Source organism: Pseudomonas sp. (assembly GCF_050739775.1).
Taxonomy (GTDB): Bacteria; Pseudomonadota; Gammaproteobacteria; order Pseudomonadales; family Pseudomonadaceae; genus Aquipseudomonas.
In genome coordinates this window covers 1-16,887 of sequence record NZ_JBOICA010000067.1, presented here as the reverse complement: position 1 = coordinate 16,887, position 16,887 = coordinate 1, and the positions used below count along the sequence as shown (strand labels likewise).

General features: G+C 63.4%; 15 protein-coding genes. 7 read left to right on the top strand and 8 right to left on the bottom strand.

Going from position 1 to position 16,887, the window contains the following annotated elements; genetic code table 11:
- Window positions 1-73: 73 nt before the first annotated feature.
- The 7 genes from ACRESH_RS23210 to gshB all read right to left on the bottom strand — a co-directional run bounded on the left by ACRESH_RS23210 (window position 74) and on the right by gshB (window position 5,953).
- A complete protein-coding gene (locus ACRESH_RS23210; protein WP_431744170.1) occupies window positions 74-1,345 on the bottom strand; it encodes a dihydroorotase in 1,272 nt (423 codons plus the stop codon).
- Window positions 1,342-2,346, bottom strand: coding sequence for an aspartate carbamoyltransferase catalytic subunit (locus tag ACRESH_RS23205; RefSeq protein WP_431744169.1), 1,005 nt, complete (start codon window positions 2,344-2,346; stop codon window positions 1,342-1,344). The genes ACRESH_RS23210 and ACRESH_RS23205 overlap by 4 nt, the downstream gene beginning before the upstream one ends.
- A 12-nt stretch (window positions 2,347-2,358) precedes the next feature.
- Window positions 2,359-2,877 (bottom strand): bifunctional pyr operon transcriptional regulator/uracil phosphoribosyltransferase PyrR, encoded by a 519-nt coding sequence (gene pyrR, locus ACRESH_RS23200; RefSeq protein WP_431744168.1) that lies wholly within the window; start codon window positions 2,875-2,877, stop codon window positions 2,359-2,361.
- Window positions 2,878-2,931: 54 nt separating this feature from the next.
- Window positions 2,932-3,366 (bottom strand): Holliday junction resolvase RuvX, encoded by a 435-nt coding sequence (gene ruvX / locus ACRESH_RS23195; protein ID WP_431744167.1) that lies wholly within the window; start codon window positions 3,364-3,366, stop codon window positions 2,932-2,934.
- Window positions 3,366-3,935 carry a YqgE/AlgH family protein gene (locus tag ACRESH_RS23190; protein WP_431744166.1) on the bottom strand — a complete coding sequence of 190 codons (570 nt, stop codon included), beginning with the start codon at window positions 3,933-3,935 and terminating at the stop codon, window positions 3,366-3,368. The genes ruvX and ACRESH_RS23190 overlap by 1 nt, the downstream gene beginning before the upstream one ends.
- Before the next feature lie 49 nt (window positions 3,936-3,984).
- Window positions 3,985-4,890 (bottom strand): TonB family protein, encoded by a 906-nt coding sequence (locus ACRESH_RS23185; protein WP_431744165.1) that lies wholly within the window; start codon window positions 4,888-4,890, stop codon window positions 3,985-3,987.
- A gap of 109 nt (window positions 4,891-4,999) precedes the next feature.
- The gene (gshB, locus tag ACRESH_RS23180) at window positions 5,000-5,953 is read right to left on the bottom strand and encodes a glutathione synthase (RefSeq protein ID WP_431744164.1); all 954 of its coding nucleotides are present in this window, start codon (window positions 5,951-5,953) and stop codon (window positions 5,000-5,002) included.
- 227 nt (window positions 5,954-6,180) lie between these two features.
- Here gshB and pilG point away from each other — a divergent pair, with 227 nt between their 5' ends.
- Genes pilG through trhA form a run of 7 tightly spaced genes read left to right on the top strand, consistent with a single transcriptional unit; the run spans window position 6,181 to window position 16,091 of the window.
- On the top strand, window positions 6,181-6,591 hold the full coding sequence (pilG, locus tag ACRESH_RS23175; RefSeq protein ID WP_431744163.1) for a twitching motility response regulator PilG: 411 nt from the start codon (window positions 6,181-6,183) through the stop codon (window positions 6,589-6,591).
- 45 nt (window positions 6,592-6,636) lie between these two features.
- A complete protein-coding gene (pilH, locus tag ACRESH_RS23170) occupies window positions 6,637-7,002 on the top strand; it encodes a twitching motility response regulator PilH (RefSeq protein ID WP_431744162.1) in 366 nt (121 codons plus the stop codon).
- Entirely contained in the window at window positions 6,999-7,553 is a 555-nt protein-coding gene (locus ACRESH_RS23165; RefSeq protein WP_431744161.1) for a chemotaxis protein CheW, read from the top strand. The genes pilH and ACRESH_RS23165 overlap by 4 nt, the downstream gene beginning before the upstream one ends.
- Window positions 7,554-7,568: 15 nt before the next feature.
- Window positions 7,569-9,614: a methyl-accepting chemotaxis protein gene (locus ACRESH_RS23160; RefSeq protein ID WP_431744160.1), complete on the top strand. Its 2,046-nt coding sequence runs from the start codon at window positions 7,569-7,571 to the stop codon at window positions 9,612-9,614.
- Between the two features lie 34 nt (window positions 9,615-9,648).
- On the top strand, window positions 9,649-14,958 hold the full coding sequence (locus tag ACRESH_RS23155; protein WP_431744159.1) for an Hpt domain-containing protein: 5,310 nt from the start codon (window positions 9,649-9,651) through the stop codon (window positions 14,956-14,958).
- The gene (locus ACRESH_RS23150; RefSeq protein WP_431744158.1) at window positions 14,951-15,418 is read left to right on the top strand and encodes a chemotaxis protein CheW; all 468 of its coding nucleotides are present in this window, start codon (window positions 14,951-14,953) and stop codon (window positions 15,416-15,418) included. The genes ACRESH_RS23155 and ACRESH_RS23150 overlap by 8 nt, the downstream gene beginning before the upstream one ends.
- A gap of 55 nt (window positions 15,419-15,473) precedes the next feature.
- The gene (gene trhA / locus ACRESH_RS23145; protein ID WP_431744157.1) at window positions 15,474-16,091 is read left to right on the top strand and encodes a PAQR family membrane homeostasis protein TrhA; all 618 of its coding nucleotides are present in this window, start codon (window positions 15,474-15,476) and stop codon (window positions 16,089-16,091) included.
- On the opposite strand, the gene ACRESH_RS23140 is transcribed toward trhA, so the two are convergent.
- The gene (locus ACRESH_RS23140; protein WP_431744156.1) at window positions 16,088-16,807 is read right to left on the bottom strand and encodes a 16S rRNA (uracil(1498)-N(3))-methyltransferase; all 720 of its coding nucleotides are present in this window, start codon (window positions 16,805-16,807) and stop codon (window positions 16,088-16,090) included. The genes trhA and ACRESH_RS23140 overlap by 4 nt on opposite strands.
- Window positions 16,808-16,887 lie beyond the last annotated feature (80 nt).

The window sequence follows — 16,887 nt, the reverse complement described above, 5'->3', positions numbered from 1 at the left end:
AGGCAAAGCCTTGCCACATTGGGGCCGCTACGCGGCCCATCGCCGGCAAGGCCGGCTCCTACAGGGCGTGGCATCACGCCTCGTGACTGATATGCCCATCGACCAAGGTATAACGCACCGCGCCCGGCAGGCAGTGGCCGATGAACGGGCAGTTGTCGCCTTTGGAGCGCCACTGCTCGCCCGCTACGGTCGAGGCCTTGGCATCGAACAGCACCAGGTCGGCTGCACCGCCAACCTTCAGTTGTCCGGCCGGCAGGCGCAGGGCCTCGGCAGGGCCGCTGGACAAACGCTGCAACAAAGTTGTCAGGTCGAGCAAGCCATCTTCCACCAGCGTCATCGCCAATGGCAGCAGCAGCTCGACGCTGCTGATGCCAGGCTCGGTGGCACCGAACGGTGCCAGCTTGGCGTCACGTTCATGCGGCTGGTGATGGCTGGAGATCGCCTGGATCACCCCGGACTTCACTGCCTCGCGCAAGCCGTCACGGTCGGCGCGGGTGCGTAGTGGTGGCTGTACGTGATACAGGCTGGAGAAATCGCGCAGCGCTTCGTCGGTGAGGATCAGCTGGTACAGTGCGACGTCGGCGGTGACCGGCAGTCCCAATTCCTGGGCCTGGGCGATCAGACGCGCGCCGCGGGCACTGGTCAGCTGGCTGAAGTGCGCACGCACGCCGGTCTGTTCGACCAGCAGCAGGTTGCGCGCCAGGGCCACGGTCTCGGCGGTTTCCGGGATGCCCGGCAGGCCGAGGAAGCTGGCCATGGCGCCTTCGTGGGCGAGGCCGCCTTGAGCCAGGTCGCGGTCCTGAGAGTGGAAGATCACCGTCAGATCGAAGGTTGCCGCGTACTCCAGGGCGCGGGCCAGGGTGCGGTTGTTGCCAAAGGCATTCAGGCCGTTGCCGAAAGCCACGCAACCGGCGTCACGCAGGGCAATGAGCTCTGCAAGCTGTTCGCCTTCCAGGCCTTTGCTCAGGGCGCCGATCGGGAACACTTTGCTGTGTCCGGCTTCGCGGGCGCGGTCGAGGATCAGCTCAGCGACTGCCGAGGTGTCCAGTACCGGCTTGGTGTGTGGCGGGCAGCACAGGCTGGTGACGCCGCCCGCCGCTGCTGCGCGAGTTTCGCTGGCGATGCTGCCTTTGCGGCTGTAACCCGGTTCACGCAGGGCGACGTTAAGGTCGACCAGGCCGGGGGCGGCGATCAGACCCTGGGCGTCGATGCTGTGCGCCGGAGTGAAGCCCGCGGGCGCTGCGCCGATGGCAACGATCTTGCCGGCATCAATGTGCAGGTCAGTGGTCTGGTCCAGGCCGCTCAGGGGGTCGATGACCCGGGCGCCGAGAATACTGAGGGTCACTGGGCGTTCTCCTGGTCGAATTGACGTTGCGCGGTCTGTCCGCTCATGGCCATGGACAGTACGGCCATGCGCACGGCGATACCGTAGGTGACCTGGTTGAGGATCACCGAGTGGGCACCGTCGGCCACCGCCGATTCGATTTCCACGCCGCGGTTGATCGGCCCCGGGTGCATGACGATGGCATCGGGCTTGGCCCCGGCCAGACGTGCGGTAGTCAGGCCGAACAGGCGGTAGAACTCGCCTTCGCTGGGCAGCAGGCCACCCGTCATGCGCTCACGCTGCAGGCGCAGCATGATCACCACGTCAACATCCTTGAGGCCCTGTTCGAGGTCGGTGTAGACCTTCACGCCGTACTGCTCGATACCGATCGGCAGCAGGGTTTTCGGGCCGATCACGCGGATGTCCGGGCAACCCAGGGTTTTCAGGGCAAGCATGTTCGAGCGTGCAACCCGTGAGTGCAGGATGTCGCCGACGATGGCCACCGAGAGGTTCTCGAAGCCGCCCTTGTGCCGACGAATGGTGAGCATGTCGAGCATGCCCTGGGTCGGGTGAGCGTGACGGCCGTCGCCGCCGTTGATGATCGCCACCTCCGGGCAAACGTGCTCGGCGATGAAGTGCGCGGCACCTGAGTCGCCGTGGCGCACGACAAACATGTCGGCGGCCATGGCTTCGAGGTTGCGCAGGGTGTCGAACAGGGTTTCGCCCTTGCTGGTCGAGGAAGTCGACACATTCAGGGTGATCACGTCGGCCGACAGTCGCTGGGCGGCCAGTTCGAAGGTGGTACGGGTGCGGGTGGAGTTCTCGAAGAACACATTGCAGACGGTCTTGCCGCGCAGCAACGGGACCTTTTTAACGGCCCGAGCGCCGACCTCAAGGAAGGAATCGGCGGTGTCGAGGATTTCGGTCAGCAGTTCGCGGGGCAAACCGTCGAGCGAGAGAAAGTGGCGCAGCTGGCCCTGATCATTGAGCTGCAGCGGGCGCTTGGCGTCGATTGGCGTCATCGCGAGGGACTCTTAAAGGGCGGAAGCGGAGGCGAGGTCCTGGCGCTCGAGGGCGAGCGGTGCGGGTCCGGTCAATTTTACCCGTTCATGGGCGGCCAGCGACAGCGTCGCACCGACTACATTCGGGCGGATCGGCAATTCGCCAGCATCGAGGTCAAGCAGGCAGACCAGGGTCACGCTGGCCGGGCGGCCATAGTCGAACAGTTCGTTGAGGGCGGCGCGGATGGTGCGACCGCTCATCAGCACGTCATCCACCAGAATCAGGTGCTGGCCTTCGATCTCGAACGGCAGCTGCGAAGGGCGCACTTGCGGGTGCAGGCCGTTCTGGCTGAAGTCATCGCGATAGAACGAGACGTCCAGGGTGCCCAGGGCGGCATCGCTGCCGAGTTCTTCGAGCAGGGCCTGGGCAACCCAGATGCCCCCGGTGCGGATGCCGATGAAGCGCGGCTCGGTAATATTGCGCCGGGCCAGATGGGCACGAAGGTCGACAGCCATCTGCCGGATCAGTTCGGCGGGATTGGGTAGGCTCATGCTTGCTCCTCAAGAGGCCGGGGGCGCAGCGCTGGCCCGGCTTGAATCCGATGATCAGGATTGCCCGGTATTGGCCTCCAGCCAGCCCTGCAGCAGCAGGGCGGCGGCAATGGCGTCCACCGGGTTGTCGCGGTAACTGCCACGCTGGCCGCCGCGGGCCATGCGCTCGCCCTTGGCTTCGAAGGTGGTCAGGCGTTCGTCGTGGGTATGCACGGGCAGGTTGAAGCGGCCGTTCAGGCGACGAGCGAACTTTTCGGCGCGCTCGCTCATTTCGCTGGGGGTGCCGTCCATGTTCAGCGGCAGGCCGACGACAATGGCATCGGGCTTCCATTCCTTGATGAGCTTTTCCACCTGGGTCCAGTCCGGCACACCGTTCTGGGCCTTGAGGGTACATAGCTCGCGGGCTTGGCCGGTAATCACCTGGCCGACGGCGACACCGATCTGTTTGGTGCCGTAGTCAAAGCCCAGCAGCAGGCGTAACTCGGCCATCAGGCGTGCCCCGCCTGGCTGGTGAGCAGGCTCAGGTTGATGCCCAGGCTTTGCGCTGCGGCTTCAAGACGCTGCTCACAAGCCATACCGAAGATGATTTCGGGGTCGAACGGGCAGTTCAGCCAGGCGTTGTCGGCCAGCTCGGCTTCCAACTGGCCGGCTTCCCAGCCCGCATAGCCAAGGGTGATCAGGCTCTGTTTCGGTCCGCTGCCGTCGGCGATGGCGAACAGTACATCCTGGGAGGTGGTCAGCGACAGGCCATCAAGCTCGACAGTGGCTTGGAAACTCTTCTCGGTGGTGTGCAGGACGAAGCCGCGGTCGGTCTGTACCGGGCCGCCCATGTAGATCGGTACCTGGATGCAGCTGGCCGGCGGCTCGACGTTCGGACGCAGCTGCTCGAGGATATCTGCCAGGTTCAGCTCCTGGGGCCGATTGACCACCAGCCCCATCGCGCCATTGGCGTTGTGCTCGACGATGTAGGTCAAGGTATGCGCGAAGTTCGGGTCGGCCATGTGTGGCATGGCAATCAGGAACTGATGCTTGAGGTAACTCGGGCTGAAGGTTTTCATGGTTGATAGTGTGGCGTCGGGGCGGCGGACTGACAAGCCCGCTCACAGGTCAGTTGCTGGACAGACGGTCTCCCCGGGCGAAACGCCAGGTGCGAATGATCTCCAGCCGGTCGATATCCGCCAGATCACCGGTAAACGGTGCAAATGGTGCCGCTAGGCGGACGATACGCTGGGCGGCCTGGTCGAGCAGCGGCTGGCCGGAAGATTCCAGCACCAGCACTTCATAGAGCGAGCCGTCGCGGTTGATCGAGACCATTAGTCGCAGGTTGCCGTAGATCTGCTGGCGACGGGCTTCGTCCGGGTAATTGAGGTTGCCGATGCGCTCGACCTTCTTGCGCCATTCGTCTTTGTACCAGGCACCTTTGTCGCGCATGGTCGAGGCGGCATTGAGGCGGTGGATGCGTGGCCGTTTGGCGTACAGCTGTTGCTCGTTGGAGAGCTCGGCTTCGAGACTGGCGATCTGGCTGGACAGCTGTGAGCTGTCAAAATCCGGGGTTGCAGCCTTGGGTTTTGGCTGCGGCTTGGCTTCCTTTGGCCGGGTTTCGACTTTTTGCGGCTTTGGCGCCTGGGTGGTGACCACGGCCTTGGGCGGCGCCGGTTGCGGCTGCACTTCAGGTTTGGCGGCCGGGGGCGGCGTCACCTTGTTGATCTTGCTGTCCTGGAACGGCGCGACTTCGGTGGTTTTCGGCACTGCTTTCTTGTCCAGGGTGCCGCTGCCCTGTTGGTTGTCCTGGGCCAGGTAGTCTGCCTTCTGCGGAGCTTTTTCGCTCTTGAAGGTCGCCAGGGTGATTTCCATGGTGCGGCGGATTTCTTCCGGCTTGGCGAAGGAAAAGCCCAGGCCGAGAATCAGCGCCAGGTGCACCAGGGCTGCCAGAAACAAGGTAAAGCCGAGCCGATCCGCCGGACGAACGCGGGGCGGGGTAAGGTCGGCAGGGATGTCAGCAGGCAGCGTCATCAGGTATCCAGCAGCCGCGAGGCCGGGGGAAAACCGGCAGAGTGGGTGCACAGGTCAAAAAAACGACCGGCATGATACCCCACTCTGCGCGGTTGCTCCGCGTCGGCGGTCAGCGCGCCTTGAGCTTGCGATCAATGGCATCCATCAACTGCACGCCAATGCGGGTGCCAAAGGCGTTGTCGATTTCACGGATGCAGGTCGGGCTGGTGACGTTGATTTCGGTCAGGTGCTCGCCAATCACGTCCAGGCCGACGAACAGCAGGCCTTTCTCGCGCAGGGTCGGGCCGACCTGTTCGGCAATCCAGCGATCGCGGTCGGTCAGCGGGCGGGCTTCGCCGCGGCCACCGGCGGCCAGGTTGCCACGGGTTTCGCCGCTGGCCGGGATGCGCGCCAGGCAGTAGGGCACAGGTTCGCCATCGATCATCAGGATGCGCTTGTCGCCATCCTTGATTGCCGGCAGATAGGCCTGCGCCATGATCTGCTGGGCGCCAAAGGCGGTCAGGGTTTCGAGAATCACCGAGAGGTTCGGGTCGCCGACACGGTGGCGGAAGATCGAGGTGCCGCCCATACCGTCCAGCGGCTTGAGGATCACGTCGCCATGCTCGGCGGCGAATTCGCGAATGATGTCCGGGCGACGGCTGACCAGGGTTGGCGGCGTGCACTGCGGGAACAGCGTGGCGAACAGCTTCTCGTTGCAGTCGCGCAGGCTCTGCGGGCGGTTGACCACCAGCACGCCAGCAGCTTCGGCCTGCTCCAGCAAGTAAGTGCTGTAGACGAACTCCATGTCGAACGGCGGATCCTTGCGCATCAGAATCACGTCCAGGTCGCTCAGGGCGTTGTCCTGCTCGGCTTCCAGCTCGAACCAGTGCTGCGGGTCGGCAAACACCTTCAACGGGCGCATCCGCGCGCGGGCCAGGCCCTGGCCTTGGTAAAGGTCCTGTTGTTCCATGTAGAACAGCGACCAGCCGCGCTCCTGGGCGGCGAGCAACATGGCCAGCGAGCTGTCCTTTTTGTAGGAGATGGACGCGATGGGGTCCATGACAATCCCGAGGCGAACGCTCATGGGCTATATCCTCTCAGCGGTATTGTGCCGCATTGGCTCAAATGAAAAGTGGCGTCAGGGTGGCGCTCGCAGCGCTGGCGGTCAAGGGAAAAACGCATCCTGGGCGGCGGCGCGCCGGGCCGTGGCGCGGGCCGATGGAATGCACCCCCAGAGTGTGCTAAAAAGGCCTGGCACGTGGCCTGCACGGCCCTTCCAGGCGACGCCTGAGCAGCGATGGTAGAGCAATTATGGAACAGCCCGGCGCGGCACTGAAAGTGATGGTGATCGATGACTCCAAAACGATTCGTCGTACCGCTCAAATGTTGCTCACGGAAGCAGGCTGCGAGGTCATTACGGCTACCGATGGGTTTGATGCCCTGGCCAAGATCGTCGACCAGCATCCGCAGATCATTTTTGTCGATGTGCTGATGCCGCGTCTGGATGGCTATCAGACCTGCGCCCTGATCAAGCACAACACTGCCTTCAAGGACACGCCGGTGATTCTCCTGTCGTCCCGTGACGGCCTGTTCGACAAGGCCAGGGGCCGCGTGGTCGGCTCCGATCAATTTTTGACCAAACCTTTCAGCAAGGAAGAACTGCTGGACGCAATCAGGGCCCATGTGCCCGGGTTCGCCGCAGAAGAACAACACGCACCCTGACGCCGCGCCCTGGCAGCGGCGTCCATTCCTTTAATGGGGAACAGCATGGCCCGAGTTCTGATCGTCGACGATTCGCCGACCGAAATGTACAAACTGACCGGAATGCTCGAAAAGCACGGGCATCAGGTGCTCAAGGCCGAAAACGGCGCCGATGGGGTAGCCCTGGCACGTCAGGAACAGCCCGACGCGGTGCTGATGGATATCGTCATGCCTGGGGTCAACGGCTTTCAGGCCACCCGCCAGTTGAGCAAGACTCCAGAGACCGCACATATCCCGGTAATCATCGTCACCACCAAGGATCAGGAAACCGACAAGGTCTGGGGCAAGCGCCAAGGCGCCAGCGACTACCTGACCAAGCCAGTGGATGAAGAGACCCTGATCAAGGTGCTCAACGGCGTCCTCAAAGGTTGACCACCCAGCCCATGGGCGAGTCGCTGACGGCCTTCGAGCTGTTGCTGGACATCGACCGGCGCTGCCGGCTGCTGGCCGCCGACCTGCCGCTGCAGGAAACCCGCCTGCAGAGCTGGAGCGGCATCGGCTTTCGCATCGGCGAACAGTGGTTTGTCGCGCCCATGGGCGAGGTTGCCGAAGTCCTGCACGAGCCGCGCCTGAGTCGGATTCCCGGGGTCAAGCCCTGGGTCAGCGGTGTGGCCAACCTGCGCGGGCGGCTGCTGCCGGTCATGGACCTGTGCGGTTTCTTCGGCCTGGGCCTGTCGGCCCCGCGCAAGCAGCGTCGGGTGCTGGTGCTCGACCATGAGGAGTTGTTTGCCGGGCTGCTGGTCGATGAGGTGTTGGGGTTGCAGCATTTCCCCCTGCACAGCCTCGAACTGTCGCCGCCCAGCCCCTTGCTCAGCGGTGCGGAACCTTTTGTCCAAGGTCATTTCCAGCAGCAACGCTGCTGGGCCATTTTCAGCCCGCAGGCCTTAGCCCAGGCGCCGGGCTTTCTCGACGTGGCGTTGTAAAGGAATGCCTGATACGTGACCAAGACCACTACGGCTACTGCAACCCAAGGCTCGCGCAGCAGCGCCCGGATCGCGGCGTTGTTCGTCGTGCTGATCCTGTCGATCATCCTGCTGTTCGCCAACTTCGCCTACCTCAACACCCAGGCCAATTACGACAAGCAGTACATCGGCCACGCCGGTGAGTTGCGGGTGTTGTCCCAGCGCATTGCCAAGAACGCCACCGAGGCGGCAGCGGGCAAGGCGCGGGCGTTTCGTCTGCTCAGTGAGGCGCGTAACGACTTCGAGCAGCGCTGGGGCTATCTGAAAAAAGGTGACGCGGCCACCGGCCTGCCCGCTGCACCAGCGGCAGTGCGCAATGAAATGGATGCGGTACTGCGCGATTGGGAAGGTCTGCGCAAGAACACCGATACCATTCTGGCCAGCGAGCAGACCGTGCTGTCGTTGCATCAGGTCGCCGCGACCCTGGCCGAGACCGTGCCGCAACTTCAGGTTGAATACGAAAAAGTCGTCGAGATCCTGCTGCAGAGCGGCGCACCGGCCAATCAGGTCGCGGTGGCCCAGCGCCAGTCGCTGCTTGCCGAGCGCATCCTCGGTTCAGTCAACACCGTACTGGCCGGTGATGACACCGCCGTACAAGCGGCAGACGCCTTCGGTCGCGATGCCAGCCGCTTCGGCCAGGTGCTCGAGGGCATGCTTGCTGGCAACCCGAGCATCCAGGTCACCCGCGTCCAGGATGCGGATGCCCGGGCACGGTTGGCAGATATTGCCGAATTGTTCCAGTTCGTTGCCGGCTCCGTGGATGAAATTCTCGAGACATCGCCGGAGCTGTTCCGGGTGCGCGAGGCGGCCGGGAGCATCTTCAACCAGTCGCAGACCCTGCTCGATGAAGCCTCGCGCCTGGCCAACGGCTTCGAGAACCTGGCGGGAGGGCGCACCCTGGATACCGTCGGCGGCTATGTGCTGGGCCTGCTGGCACTGGCGTCGATCATCCTGATAGGCCTGGTGATGGTCCGCGAGACCCATCGGCAACTGCGCGAAACCGCGCAAATGAATGAACGCAACCAGCAAGCGATCATGCGCCTGCTCGACGAGATTGAAGACTTGGCCGATGGCGACCTGACCGTGATGGTGTCGGTCACTGAAGACTTCACCGGCGCCATTGCCGACTCGATCAACTATTCCATCGACCAACTGCGAGACCTGGTGGCTACCATCAACCTCAGCGCCGAGGAGGTGGCCAGCGCCGTGCAGGACACCCAGACCACGGCCCGCCAGTTGGCCAAGGCCTCGGAGCACCAGGCTGAGCAGATCGCCGAGGCCTCGGTGGCTGTCGGTGACATGGCCGAATCCATCGACCGGGTTTCCACCCATGCCTACGAGTCGGCGAAGGTCGCTGAGCGTTCGGTGGCCATTGCCAACAAGGGCAACGAGGTGGTGCACAACACCATCCACGGCATGGACAACATTCGCGAGCAGATCCAGGACACCGCCAAACGGATCAAGCGCCTGGGCGAGTCCTCCCAGGAGATTGGCGATATCGTCAGTCTGATCGATGACATTGCCGACCAGACCAATATCCTCGCCCTCAATGCGGCGATCCAGGCGTCATTGGCCGGGGAGGCGGGGCGCGGCTTTGCTGTGGTCGCCGACGAGGTACAGCGCCTGGCTGAACGATCATCCTCGGCTACCCGGCAGATCGAGGCGCTGGTGCGCACCATTCAGACCGACACCAACGAGGCGGTGATCTCCATGGAGCAGACCACCGCTGAAGTGGTGCGCGGTGCGCGCCTGGCCCAGGATGCCGGCGTAGCCCTGGAGGAAATCGAAGGGGTGTCACAAACCCTTGCCGAGCTTATCCACAGCATCTCCGATGCCGCCCAGCTGCAGACCTCATCGGCCGGGCAGATCTCGCATACCATGGCGGTGATCCAGCAGATCACTTCACAGACGTCGGCAGGTTCGAGCGCGACCGCCGAAAGCATCGGCAACCTGGCCCGCATGGCCAGTGAAATGCGCCGCTCGGTGTCCGGCTTTACCCTGCCACCGACGCTGCCACGTTGAGCACACGCACGTGACCATGGCAACGGGAGCAGATATGGCTGAGTGGCACGATACGGTAGCCTTGGCCTGGGTCAAGGGTGCCATCGCTGATTGCCTGGCCCAGGCGCGCCTGGCGTTGGAGCACTATTGCGCGGAACCTGGCGACGAAGATGACTTGGTCGGGTTTATCGACAACCTGCACCAGGTTTGCGGCTGCCTGGTGATGCTCGAACTCAGTGGTGCCGCGTTGCTGGCCGAAGAGCTGGAGCAATTGGGGCTGGCCCTCAGGGAAAAACACGTCGGCCAGCGCGGGGAGGCCCTGGGCGCCTTGTTTCGCGGCCTTGAACAGTTGCCGCTGTACCTTGAGCGGCTTCGTAGTGCCCGCCGTGACTTGCCGCTGGTGGTGCTGCCGGTGCTCAACCAGCTGCGTGCCGAGCGTGGCGTCGCAGCGCTGGCCCCGGGCAGCCTGTCAGGCGCGGCGCCGGTGGCGGCAGAGGAGCTGGCCAATCTCGACCTGTCCCTGAGCTCTTTGCGTGAGCGCCTGCAGGCCGGCTCCGATCGCGATGCCTTGCGTTCGGTGGTGGCTGCGCTGTGTGAGGACCTGATGCGGGTCAAGGAGCGCCTGGACCTGTTTGTGCGTGGTGACCGTCAGCGCCTGGACGACCTGCAACCCTTGTTGTCGCCCCTGCGACAGATCGCCGACACCCTGGCCGTGCTCGGCTTCGGCCAGCCCCGCCGGGTGATTATCGACCAGGTGCTGGTGCTGCAGAGTCTGGCCCAGGGCCAGCGTGTGCCGGACGATGCTGTGTTGATGGATGTCGCCGGGGCGCTGTTGTATGTCGAAGCGACCCTGGCGGGCATGGTCGGTCCGCTGGAGCAACACCCGAACCAGAGTTCGCTGCCCGGTATTGACCTGGCTGAAATCCGCCAGTTGGTGCTCGAAGAGGCACATGCGGTGTTGCAGCAGGTCAAGGACCAGATCGGCGATTGCCTCGATGCCGGCTGGCAACCCCAGCGTCTGCTGGTGCTACCGGGCTTGCTGCAGCAGATTCGCGGCGCTCTGGCGATGCTTATGCTGCCCCGTGCTGGCGCCTTGCTCGGCCGTTGTGGTGATTATGTCCAGGCGAACATGCTCGGCGCCGCGCCACCGGATGCCACGGCCCTGGCGCAACTGGCGGATGCGCTGAGCGCCTGTGAATGTTACCTGCAATGGTTGATCGCCGATCCACAGGCCAACCCCAGGCACTTTCTCGATGCGGCCCAGGCCAGCCTGGCCGCGCTGGGCTATGCGCCGGAGCCCGAGCCTGAGGTGGTGGACATCAAGGCGCCGGTTATCGAACAACCGGTGGTCGATGATGAGCTGCGCGAGGTGTTCCTCGAAGAAGCTGATGAGTTACTGCCTCAGCTGAATGAACAATGGGCACGTTGGCAGGCCGACACTGCCGACCGCGATGCCCTGGTAGAACTGCGTCGAGGCCTGCACACCGTCAAGGGCAGCGGGCGGATGGTCGGGGCGCAAGGGTTGGCGGAGCTGGCCTGGGCGGCTGAGCACCTGCTCAATCGGGTGCTTGAGGGCCGCGTGGAAATTGGCGCCGCGCCCCTGGCTGGCCTGCAGCAGGCATTGGGGCTGATACCCGGGCTGCTTGCGGCCTTTGCCAACAGGCAGGTGCAGGCGGGCAAAGACGTCGAGCAGTTGGCCTTGCGTCTGCATGCGCTGGCGATGAATGACGCCCCCCGTGACGCTGACGCCAGCGAGGCCATCGACCCGCAACTGCTGGAGATTTTCCGCAACGAAGCCGAAGGTCATCTGGCCAGCCTCGACAGCTTCCTGGCCGCGGCCGAGCAGCATTTGCCGCAACCGGTCAGCGACACTTTGCAACGTGCTTTTCACACCCTCAAAGGCAGCGCTGCCATGGCCGGGGTCGCACCTATCGCCGAACTGGCCGCCGCACTTGACCTGTTGGCGCGGGAATTCAAGGCGCATCAACTGGCTTTCGAGCTTGAAGAAATCTACCTGTTGGAAAGCGCCGAGCCGCTGTTGCGCCGGGGTCTGGAGCAATTGTCCAGCGCGCCACTGGCGGCAATTAATGGCGCTTCGACCCTGATCGAGGAAATCCACCAAGTGGTCGAAGCGCGGCTGCTTGCCCTACTGCAGGTGCCGAGCCAGGGCGGGCGGGTCAAGCGCGATCCGCAACTGATTGCCAGCTTCCTCGCCCAGGGCATGGATATTCTGCTTGATGCCGAATCGCTGTTGTTGCGCTGGCAAGAGCACCCGGGTGAGCGTCAGGAGCTCAGTGCACTGCTCGATGAACTCACCATCCTGGGCCAGAGCGCCCACCTGGCTGACCTGTGGCAGATGGATGAACTGTGCGAGGCGCTGCTGGACCTGTACGGTGCAGTCGAGGAAAGCAGCCTGGCGGTCAGCGCACGTTTCTTCGAACAGGCACAGCTGGCCCACGAGGCGCTGATCGATATGCTCGACCAGCTTGCCGCCGGTCAAGAAGTGGACCCTCATCCCGAACGCCTCGCAGCTTTGCGCGAACTGCTCGACGAAGCGCTGGCGCCAAACGCCACAGGTCTGATCAGCCATCGTGATGGCCAGGTGCAGATCGCCGATCTGGGCGCTGCAACGGCAGCCCTGGCGGCAGATCCTGCGGTGGTCGAGCTGTTTCTCGAAGAAGCCAGCGATGTGCTGCAAAGTGCCAACCAGGCTTTGGAACGCTGGCTCGCCGACATGGACAATGCCTCGGCGTTGTCGTCGCTGCAACGCGACCTGCAGACCCTCAAAGGCGGTGCGCAGATGGCCGCGATCGGCGTGGTCGAGGTACTCGCCCAGGAACTGGAGCTGTTGTACGAAGGCTTGGTTGATCGACGTTTCGCCCCAACACCTGAACTGTTCACCTTGCTCAGAAGCAGCCATGCCCAGTTGGCCCAGGTGCTTGAGCAACTGCAGACGGGCCGTTCGCCCGCGCCTGCGGTGGAGTTGCTGGCGGCGCTGCGTGAGTATCGCCATAGCGCACCTTGCGCGGTGGCAGTGGACAAGGCCGCTGACCCGGTACAGGAAGCCGGCGACAAGGAGCTGCTGGAGATTTTCCTTGAAGAGAGCTTCGATATCGTCGAAAGCTCTGGGGCAGCCTTGCTGCGCTGGCAGGCCGAGCCGCGCAATGCCGTCGAGGTGGAGAACCTGTTGCGCGACCTGCATACCCTCAAGGGCGGCGCACGCATGGTCGAGATTGCACCGATCGGCGACTTGGCCCATGAGCTGGAGTTTCTTTATGAGCTGTTGGCTGCCGGGCAACTGCAGCCCAGTGTGGCGCTGTTCAGCTTGTTGCAAAATTGCCATGACCGTCTGGCTCACATGCTCGACGCGGTGCGCCTGCAACAACCGCTGCACGCCGCTACAGCACTGATCGACTACATTCGCAACTTCAGCAGTGCGGCACTGGCTGATACCGCTGCCCATCAGTCCAGCCCTGAAACAGCACCGCTGGAAGTGCCGGTGGCAGTGCCCGAGCGTGGGCCAGTGGACATGGTCAAGGTGGCCTCGGACCTGCTTGATGACCTGGGTAACCTGGCCGGCGAGCATTCGATCATTCGTGGGCGCATCGAGCAGCAGGTCAATGATGCCCAGGTGGCGCTGAGCGAGATGGAAACCACGCTGGAGCGCATGCGTGATCAGTTGCGCCGGCTGGACAGCGAAACCCAGGGGCGGATCCTCAGCCGTCAGCAGGGGGATGGCGATGGCCAGGTCTACGACGACTTCGACCCGCTGGAAATGGACCGTCATTCACAGTTGCAACAGCTGTCCCGGGCCTTGTTCGAGTCGGCGTCCGACCTCCTCGATCTCAAGGAAACCCTGGCGTTGCGCGCCCAGGATGCGCAAAGCCTGCTGCAGCAGCAGGGGCGGGTCAACAGCGAGTTGCAGGAAGGCCTGATGCGCACGCGCATGGTACCTTTCGAGCGCCTGGTACCACGCTTGCAACGTGTCGTGCGGCAGGTGGCCAGCGAGCTGGGCAAGCAGGTCGAGCTGGTGGTCGGCAATGCCGAAGGCGAGATGGACCGCAGTGTGCTGGAGCGCATGGTAGCGCCGCTGGAACACATGCTGCGCAATGCCGTCGATCATGGCCTGGAATCCCGTGATGTGCGTCTGGCCGCCGGCAAACCGGAGCAGGGGCTGATTTTACTGACCTTGTTGCACGAGGGCGCCGACATCGTCATTGAAATGACCGACGACGGCGCTGGCGTGCCACTGGAGGCCGTGCGGCGCAAGGCGATCAAGCGCGGCCTGCTCGATCCCGTAGCGCTGCTCAGCGACCATGAGGTCATGCAGTTCATCCTCCAGCCGGGGTTCTCCACGGCCGAGAAAATTACCCAGATATCCGGACGCGGCCTGGGCATGGATGTGGTCCACGAAGAGGTCAAGCAACTGGGTGGCTCGATGGTGATCGAGTCCAGTCCAGGCAAGGGCGCGCGCTTTCTGATTCGATTGCCGTTCACCGTATCTGTCAATCGGGCATTGATGGTGCAGTACGGCGAGGAGCAGTATGCCGTGCCGCTCAACACCATCGAAGGCATCGTGCGGGTGCCACCTGCCGAGCTGGAAACCTGCTATCAGCTAGATTCGCCGCACTATGAATACGCCGGGCAGCGTTACGAACTGCGCTACCTCGGTGAACTGCTGCAAGGGGCAGTGCAACCGCGCCTGCTGGGCCAGAGCCTGCCGTTACCGGTGTTGCTGGTGCATTCTCACGAGCAGCAGTTTGCGATTCAGGTCGACAGCCTGGCGGCCAGCCGCGAAATCGTGGTCAAGAGCCTGGGCCCGCAGTTTGCCAGTGTCCAGGGATTGTCCGGGGCGACGTTGCTGGGCGATGGCCGGGTGGTGCTGATTCTTGACCTGCCCGGGCAGTTGCGTGGCTTGCAACAGCGCCACGTCCAGCAAGCAGGGAGTACTACCCACTTGCGCCAGCAGCAGATCGAGCGGGCGCCGAAGCGGCCGTTGCTGGTGATGGTGGTCGATGACTCGGTAACGGTGCGCAAAGTCACCGGCCGTCTGCTTGAGCGCCACGGTATGAACGTGCTGACCGCCAAGGATGGCGTCGATGCGATGGCACTGTTGCAGGAGCATCGTCCGGATATTCTCCTGCTGGACATCGAGATGCCGCGCATGGACGGTTTCGAGGTGGCCACGCAGATTCGTCACGATCCGAACTTGAAGGACCTGCCGATCATCATGATCACCTCGCGAACCGGACAGAAACACCGTGACCGCGCCATGTCCATCGGTGTCAACGACTACCTGGGCAAACCCTATCAGGAGTCGGTGTTGCTGCAGAGTATTGCGCTTTGGAGTAGCCGTCATGCTTGAGCAAACCGCCCGCAATGGTCGACGCAGCAGCCTGACGGGCCTGCTGCTGGCGCTGGGTGATCGCTGCCTGGTGCTGCCCAACGTCGCGGTGGCCGAATTGATCGGTTATCAGGCCGGTACCCCGGCGCCTGAGCAGCCAGACTGGATGCTGGGCTGGATCGACTGGCGCAACCAGCGTCTGCCCTTGCTCAGTTTCGAGGCGGCGTGTGGGGGGCAGGTGCGGGTGGGGGAACGGGCGCGGATTGTCGTGCTCAACGCGCTGGGTGGCAGTCGTTTGCGCTTCATCGCCGTGCTGGTGCAGGGCATTCCGCGCTCGTGCAAGCTCGACAGCCAACTCAACTACGTAGATGTGCCACTGGCGGCGCTGGAACTGGCGGCGGTTCAGGTTGGCGATCAGGTCGCCAGGGTGCCGGACCTTCCGGCGCTTGAGCAGTTGCTTGAGGGGGCAGGGCTGGTTTGAAACATTTGCCTGTGTAGGATGGGAAGCCTGTCCGTTGTTCGGAGGACCCTGTTGCATGTATCACGGTGAACGTTTCAATGCCTGGACGCACCTGGTCGGCGCGGTGCTGGCCTGTATTGGCGCTATCTGGTTGCTGGTGGTGGCCAGTCTGCAGGGCGATCCCTGGAAGATCGTCAGCCTGGCGATCTACGGCTTTACCTTGCTGTTGCTCTATAGCATCTCGACGGTCTATCACAGCGTGCGCGGCAAGGCCAAGGTGGTGATGCGCAAGCTCGATCACTTGTCGATCTATTTGCTGATTGCCGGCAGCTATACGCCTTTCTGCCTGGTCAGTTTACGCGGGCCCTGGGGCTGGAGCCTGTTCGGGGTAGTGTGGGGGCTGGCAGTGATCGGCATGCTTCAGGAGATCAAGCCGCGTTCTGAGGCCCGGGTGCTGTCGATCATTATCTATGCCGTGATGGGCTGGATCGTGCTGGTCGCGGTCAAACCGTTGCTGGCCAGTCTTGGGGCTGCCGGGTTTGCCTGGCTGGCTGCCGGTGGTGCGTTCTACACCATCGGCATCATCTTCTTTGCCTATGACAGCCGCTTTCGCCACTGGCATGGCATCTGGCACCTGTTTGTCATCGCCGGCAGCCTGCTGCACTTCATCGCCGTGTTTTTTTACGTGCTCTAGAAGTCGCCCCATAGCTGTTGGGCAACGGCTAACGCCACCACCGGCGCGGTTTCGGTACGCAGGACCCGTGGGCCGAGGCGGGCGGCATGGAAACCGGCGGCCTTGGCCTGTTCGACTTCGGCCTCGCTCAAACCGCCTTCCGGACCGATCAGGAACGCCAGGCTGTGCGGCTTCTGATGGCTGACCAGCGGCTCGGCCACCGGGTGCAGGACCAGCTTGAGCTGTTCATCACAGGCCTTGAGCCAGTCGGCCAAGAGTACCGGCGGGTTGATCTGTGGCACGCTCGAGCGGCCACATTGTTCACAGGCGCTGATTGCCACCTGGCGCCAGTGGGCCAGGCGTTTATCTGCGCGCTCGTCCTTCAGGCGCACTTCACAGCGTTCGCTGACGATCGGGGTGATGACATTGGCGCCCAGCTCGGTGGCTTTCTGGATCGCCCAGTCCATTCGTTCGCCGCGGGACAAGCCCTGGCCGAGGTGAACCTTCAGACCGGACTCTGCTTGCCCGGCTATGGTTTCGTTTAACTGAACCCGTACGGTTTTCTTGCCGACTTCGAGCAACTGGCCAAGGAACTCCTGGCCGCTGCCGTCGAACAGCTGCACGGCGTCACCAGCGGCCATGCGCAGCACCCGGCCGATATAGTGGGCCTGGGCTTCGGGCAAGTCGTGCTCGCCGAGGCTCAGGGGGGCATCAATGAAGAAGCGGGACAGTCTCATTTCAAAACTCTGGATGTGTGTTGGCTATGCAGGCTTCATCGCGGGGCAAGCCCGCCCCCACCGTGGGAGCGGGCTTGCCC

Excerpts from the sequence above, each read along its gene's own strand:
- ACRESH_RS23155 (WP_431744159.1), top strand. The coding sequence starts at position 9,649 with ATGGCTGAGTGGCACGATACGGTAGCCTTGGCCTGGGTCAAGGGTGCC.
- pyrR (WP_431744168.1), bottom strand. The coding sequence starts at position 2,877 with ATGAGCCTACCCAATCCCGCCGAACTGATCCGGCAGATGGCTGTCGAC.
- pilH (WP_431744162.1), top strand. The coding sequence starts at position 6,637 with ATGGCCCGAGTTCTGATCGTCGACGATTCGCCGACCGAAATGTACAAA.
- ACRESH_RS23190 (WP_431744166.1), bottom strand. The coding sequence starts at position 3,935 with ATGAAAACCTTCAGCCCGAGTTACCTCAAGCATCAGTTCCTGATTGCC.
- ACRESH_RS23150 (WP_431744158.1), top strand. The coding sequence starts at position 14,951 with ATGCTTGAGCAAACCGCCCGCAATGGTCGACGCAGCAGCCTGACGGGC.
- pilG (WP_431744163.1), top strand. The coding sequence starts at position 6,181 with ATGGAACAGCCCGGCGCGGCACTGAAAGTGATGGTGATCGATGACTCC.
- trhA (WP_431744157.1), top strand. The coding sequence starts at position 15,474 with ATGTATCACGGTGAACGTTTCAATGCCTGGACGCACCTGGTCGGCGCG.
- gshB (WP_431744164.1), bottom strand. The coding sequence starts at position 5,953 with ATGAGCGTTCGCCTCGGGATTGTCATGGACCCCATCGCGTCCATCTCC.
- ruvX (WP_431744167.1), bottom strand. The coding sequence starts at position 3,366 with ATGGCCGAGTTACGCCTGCTGCTGGGCTTTGACTACGGCACCAAACAG.
- ACRESH_RS23205 (WP_431744169.1), bottom strand. The coding sequence starts at position 2,346 with ATGACGCCAATCGACGCCAAGCGCCCGCTGCAGCTCAATGATCAGGGC.
- ACRESH_RS23140 (WP_431744156.1), bottom strand. The coding sequence starts at position 16,807 with ATGAGACTGTCCCGCTTCTTCATTGATGCCCCCCTGAGCCTCGGCGAG.
- ACRESH_RS23185 (WP_431744165.1), bottom strand. The coding sequence starts at position 4,890 with ATGACGCTGCCTGCTGACATCCCTGCCGACCTTACCCCGCCCCGCGTT.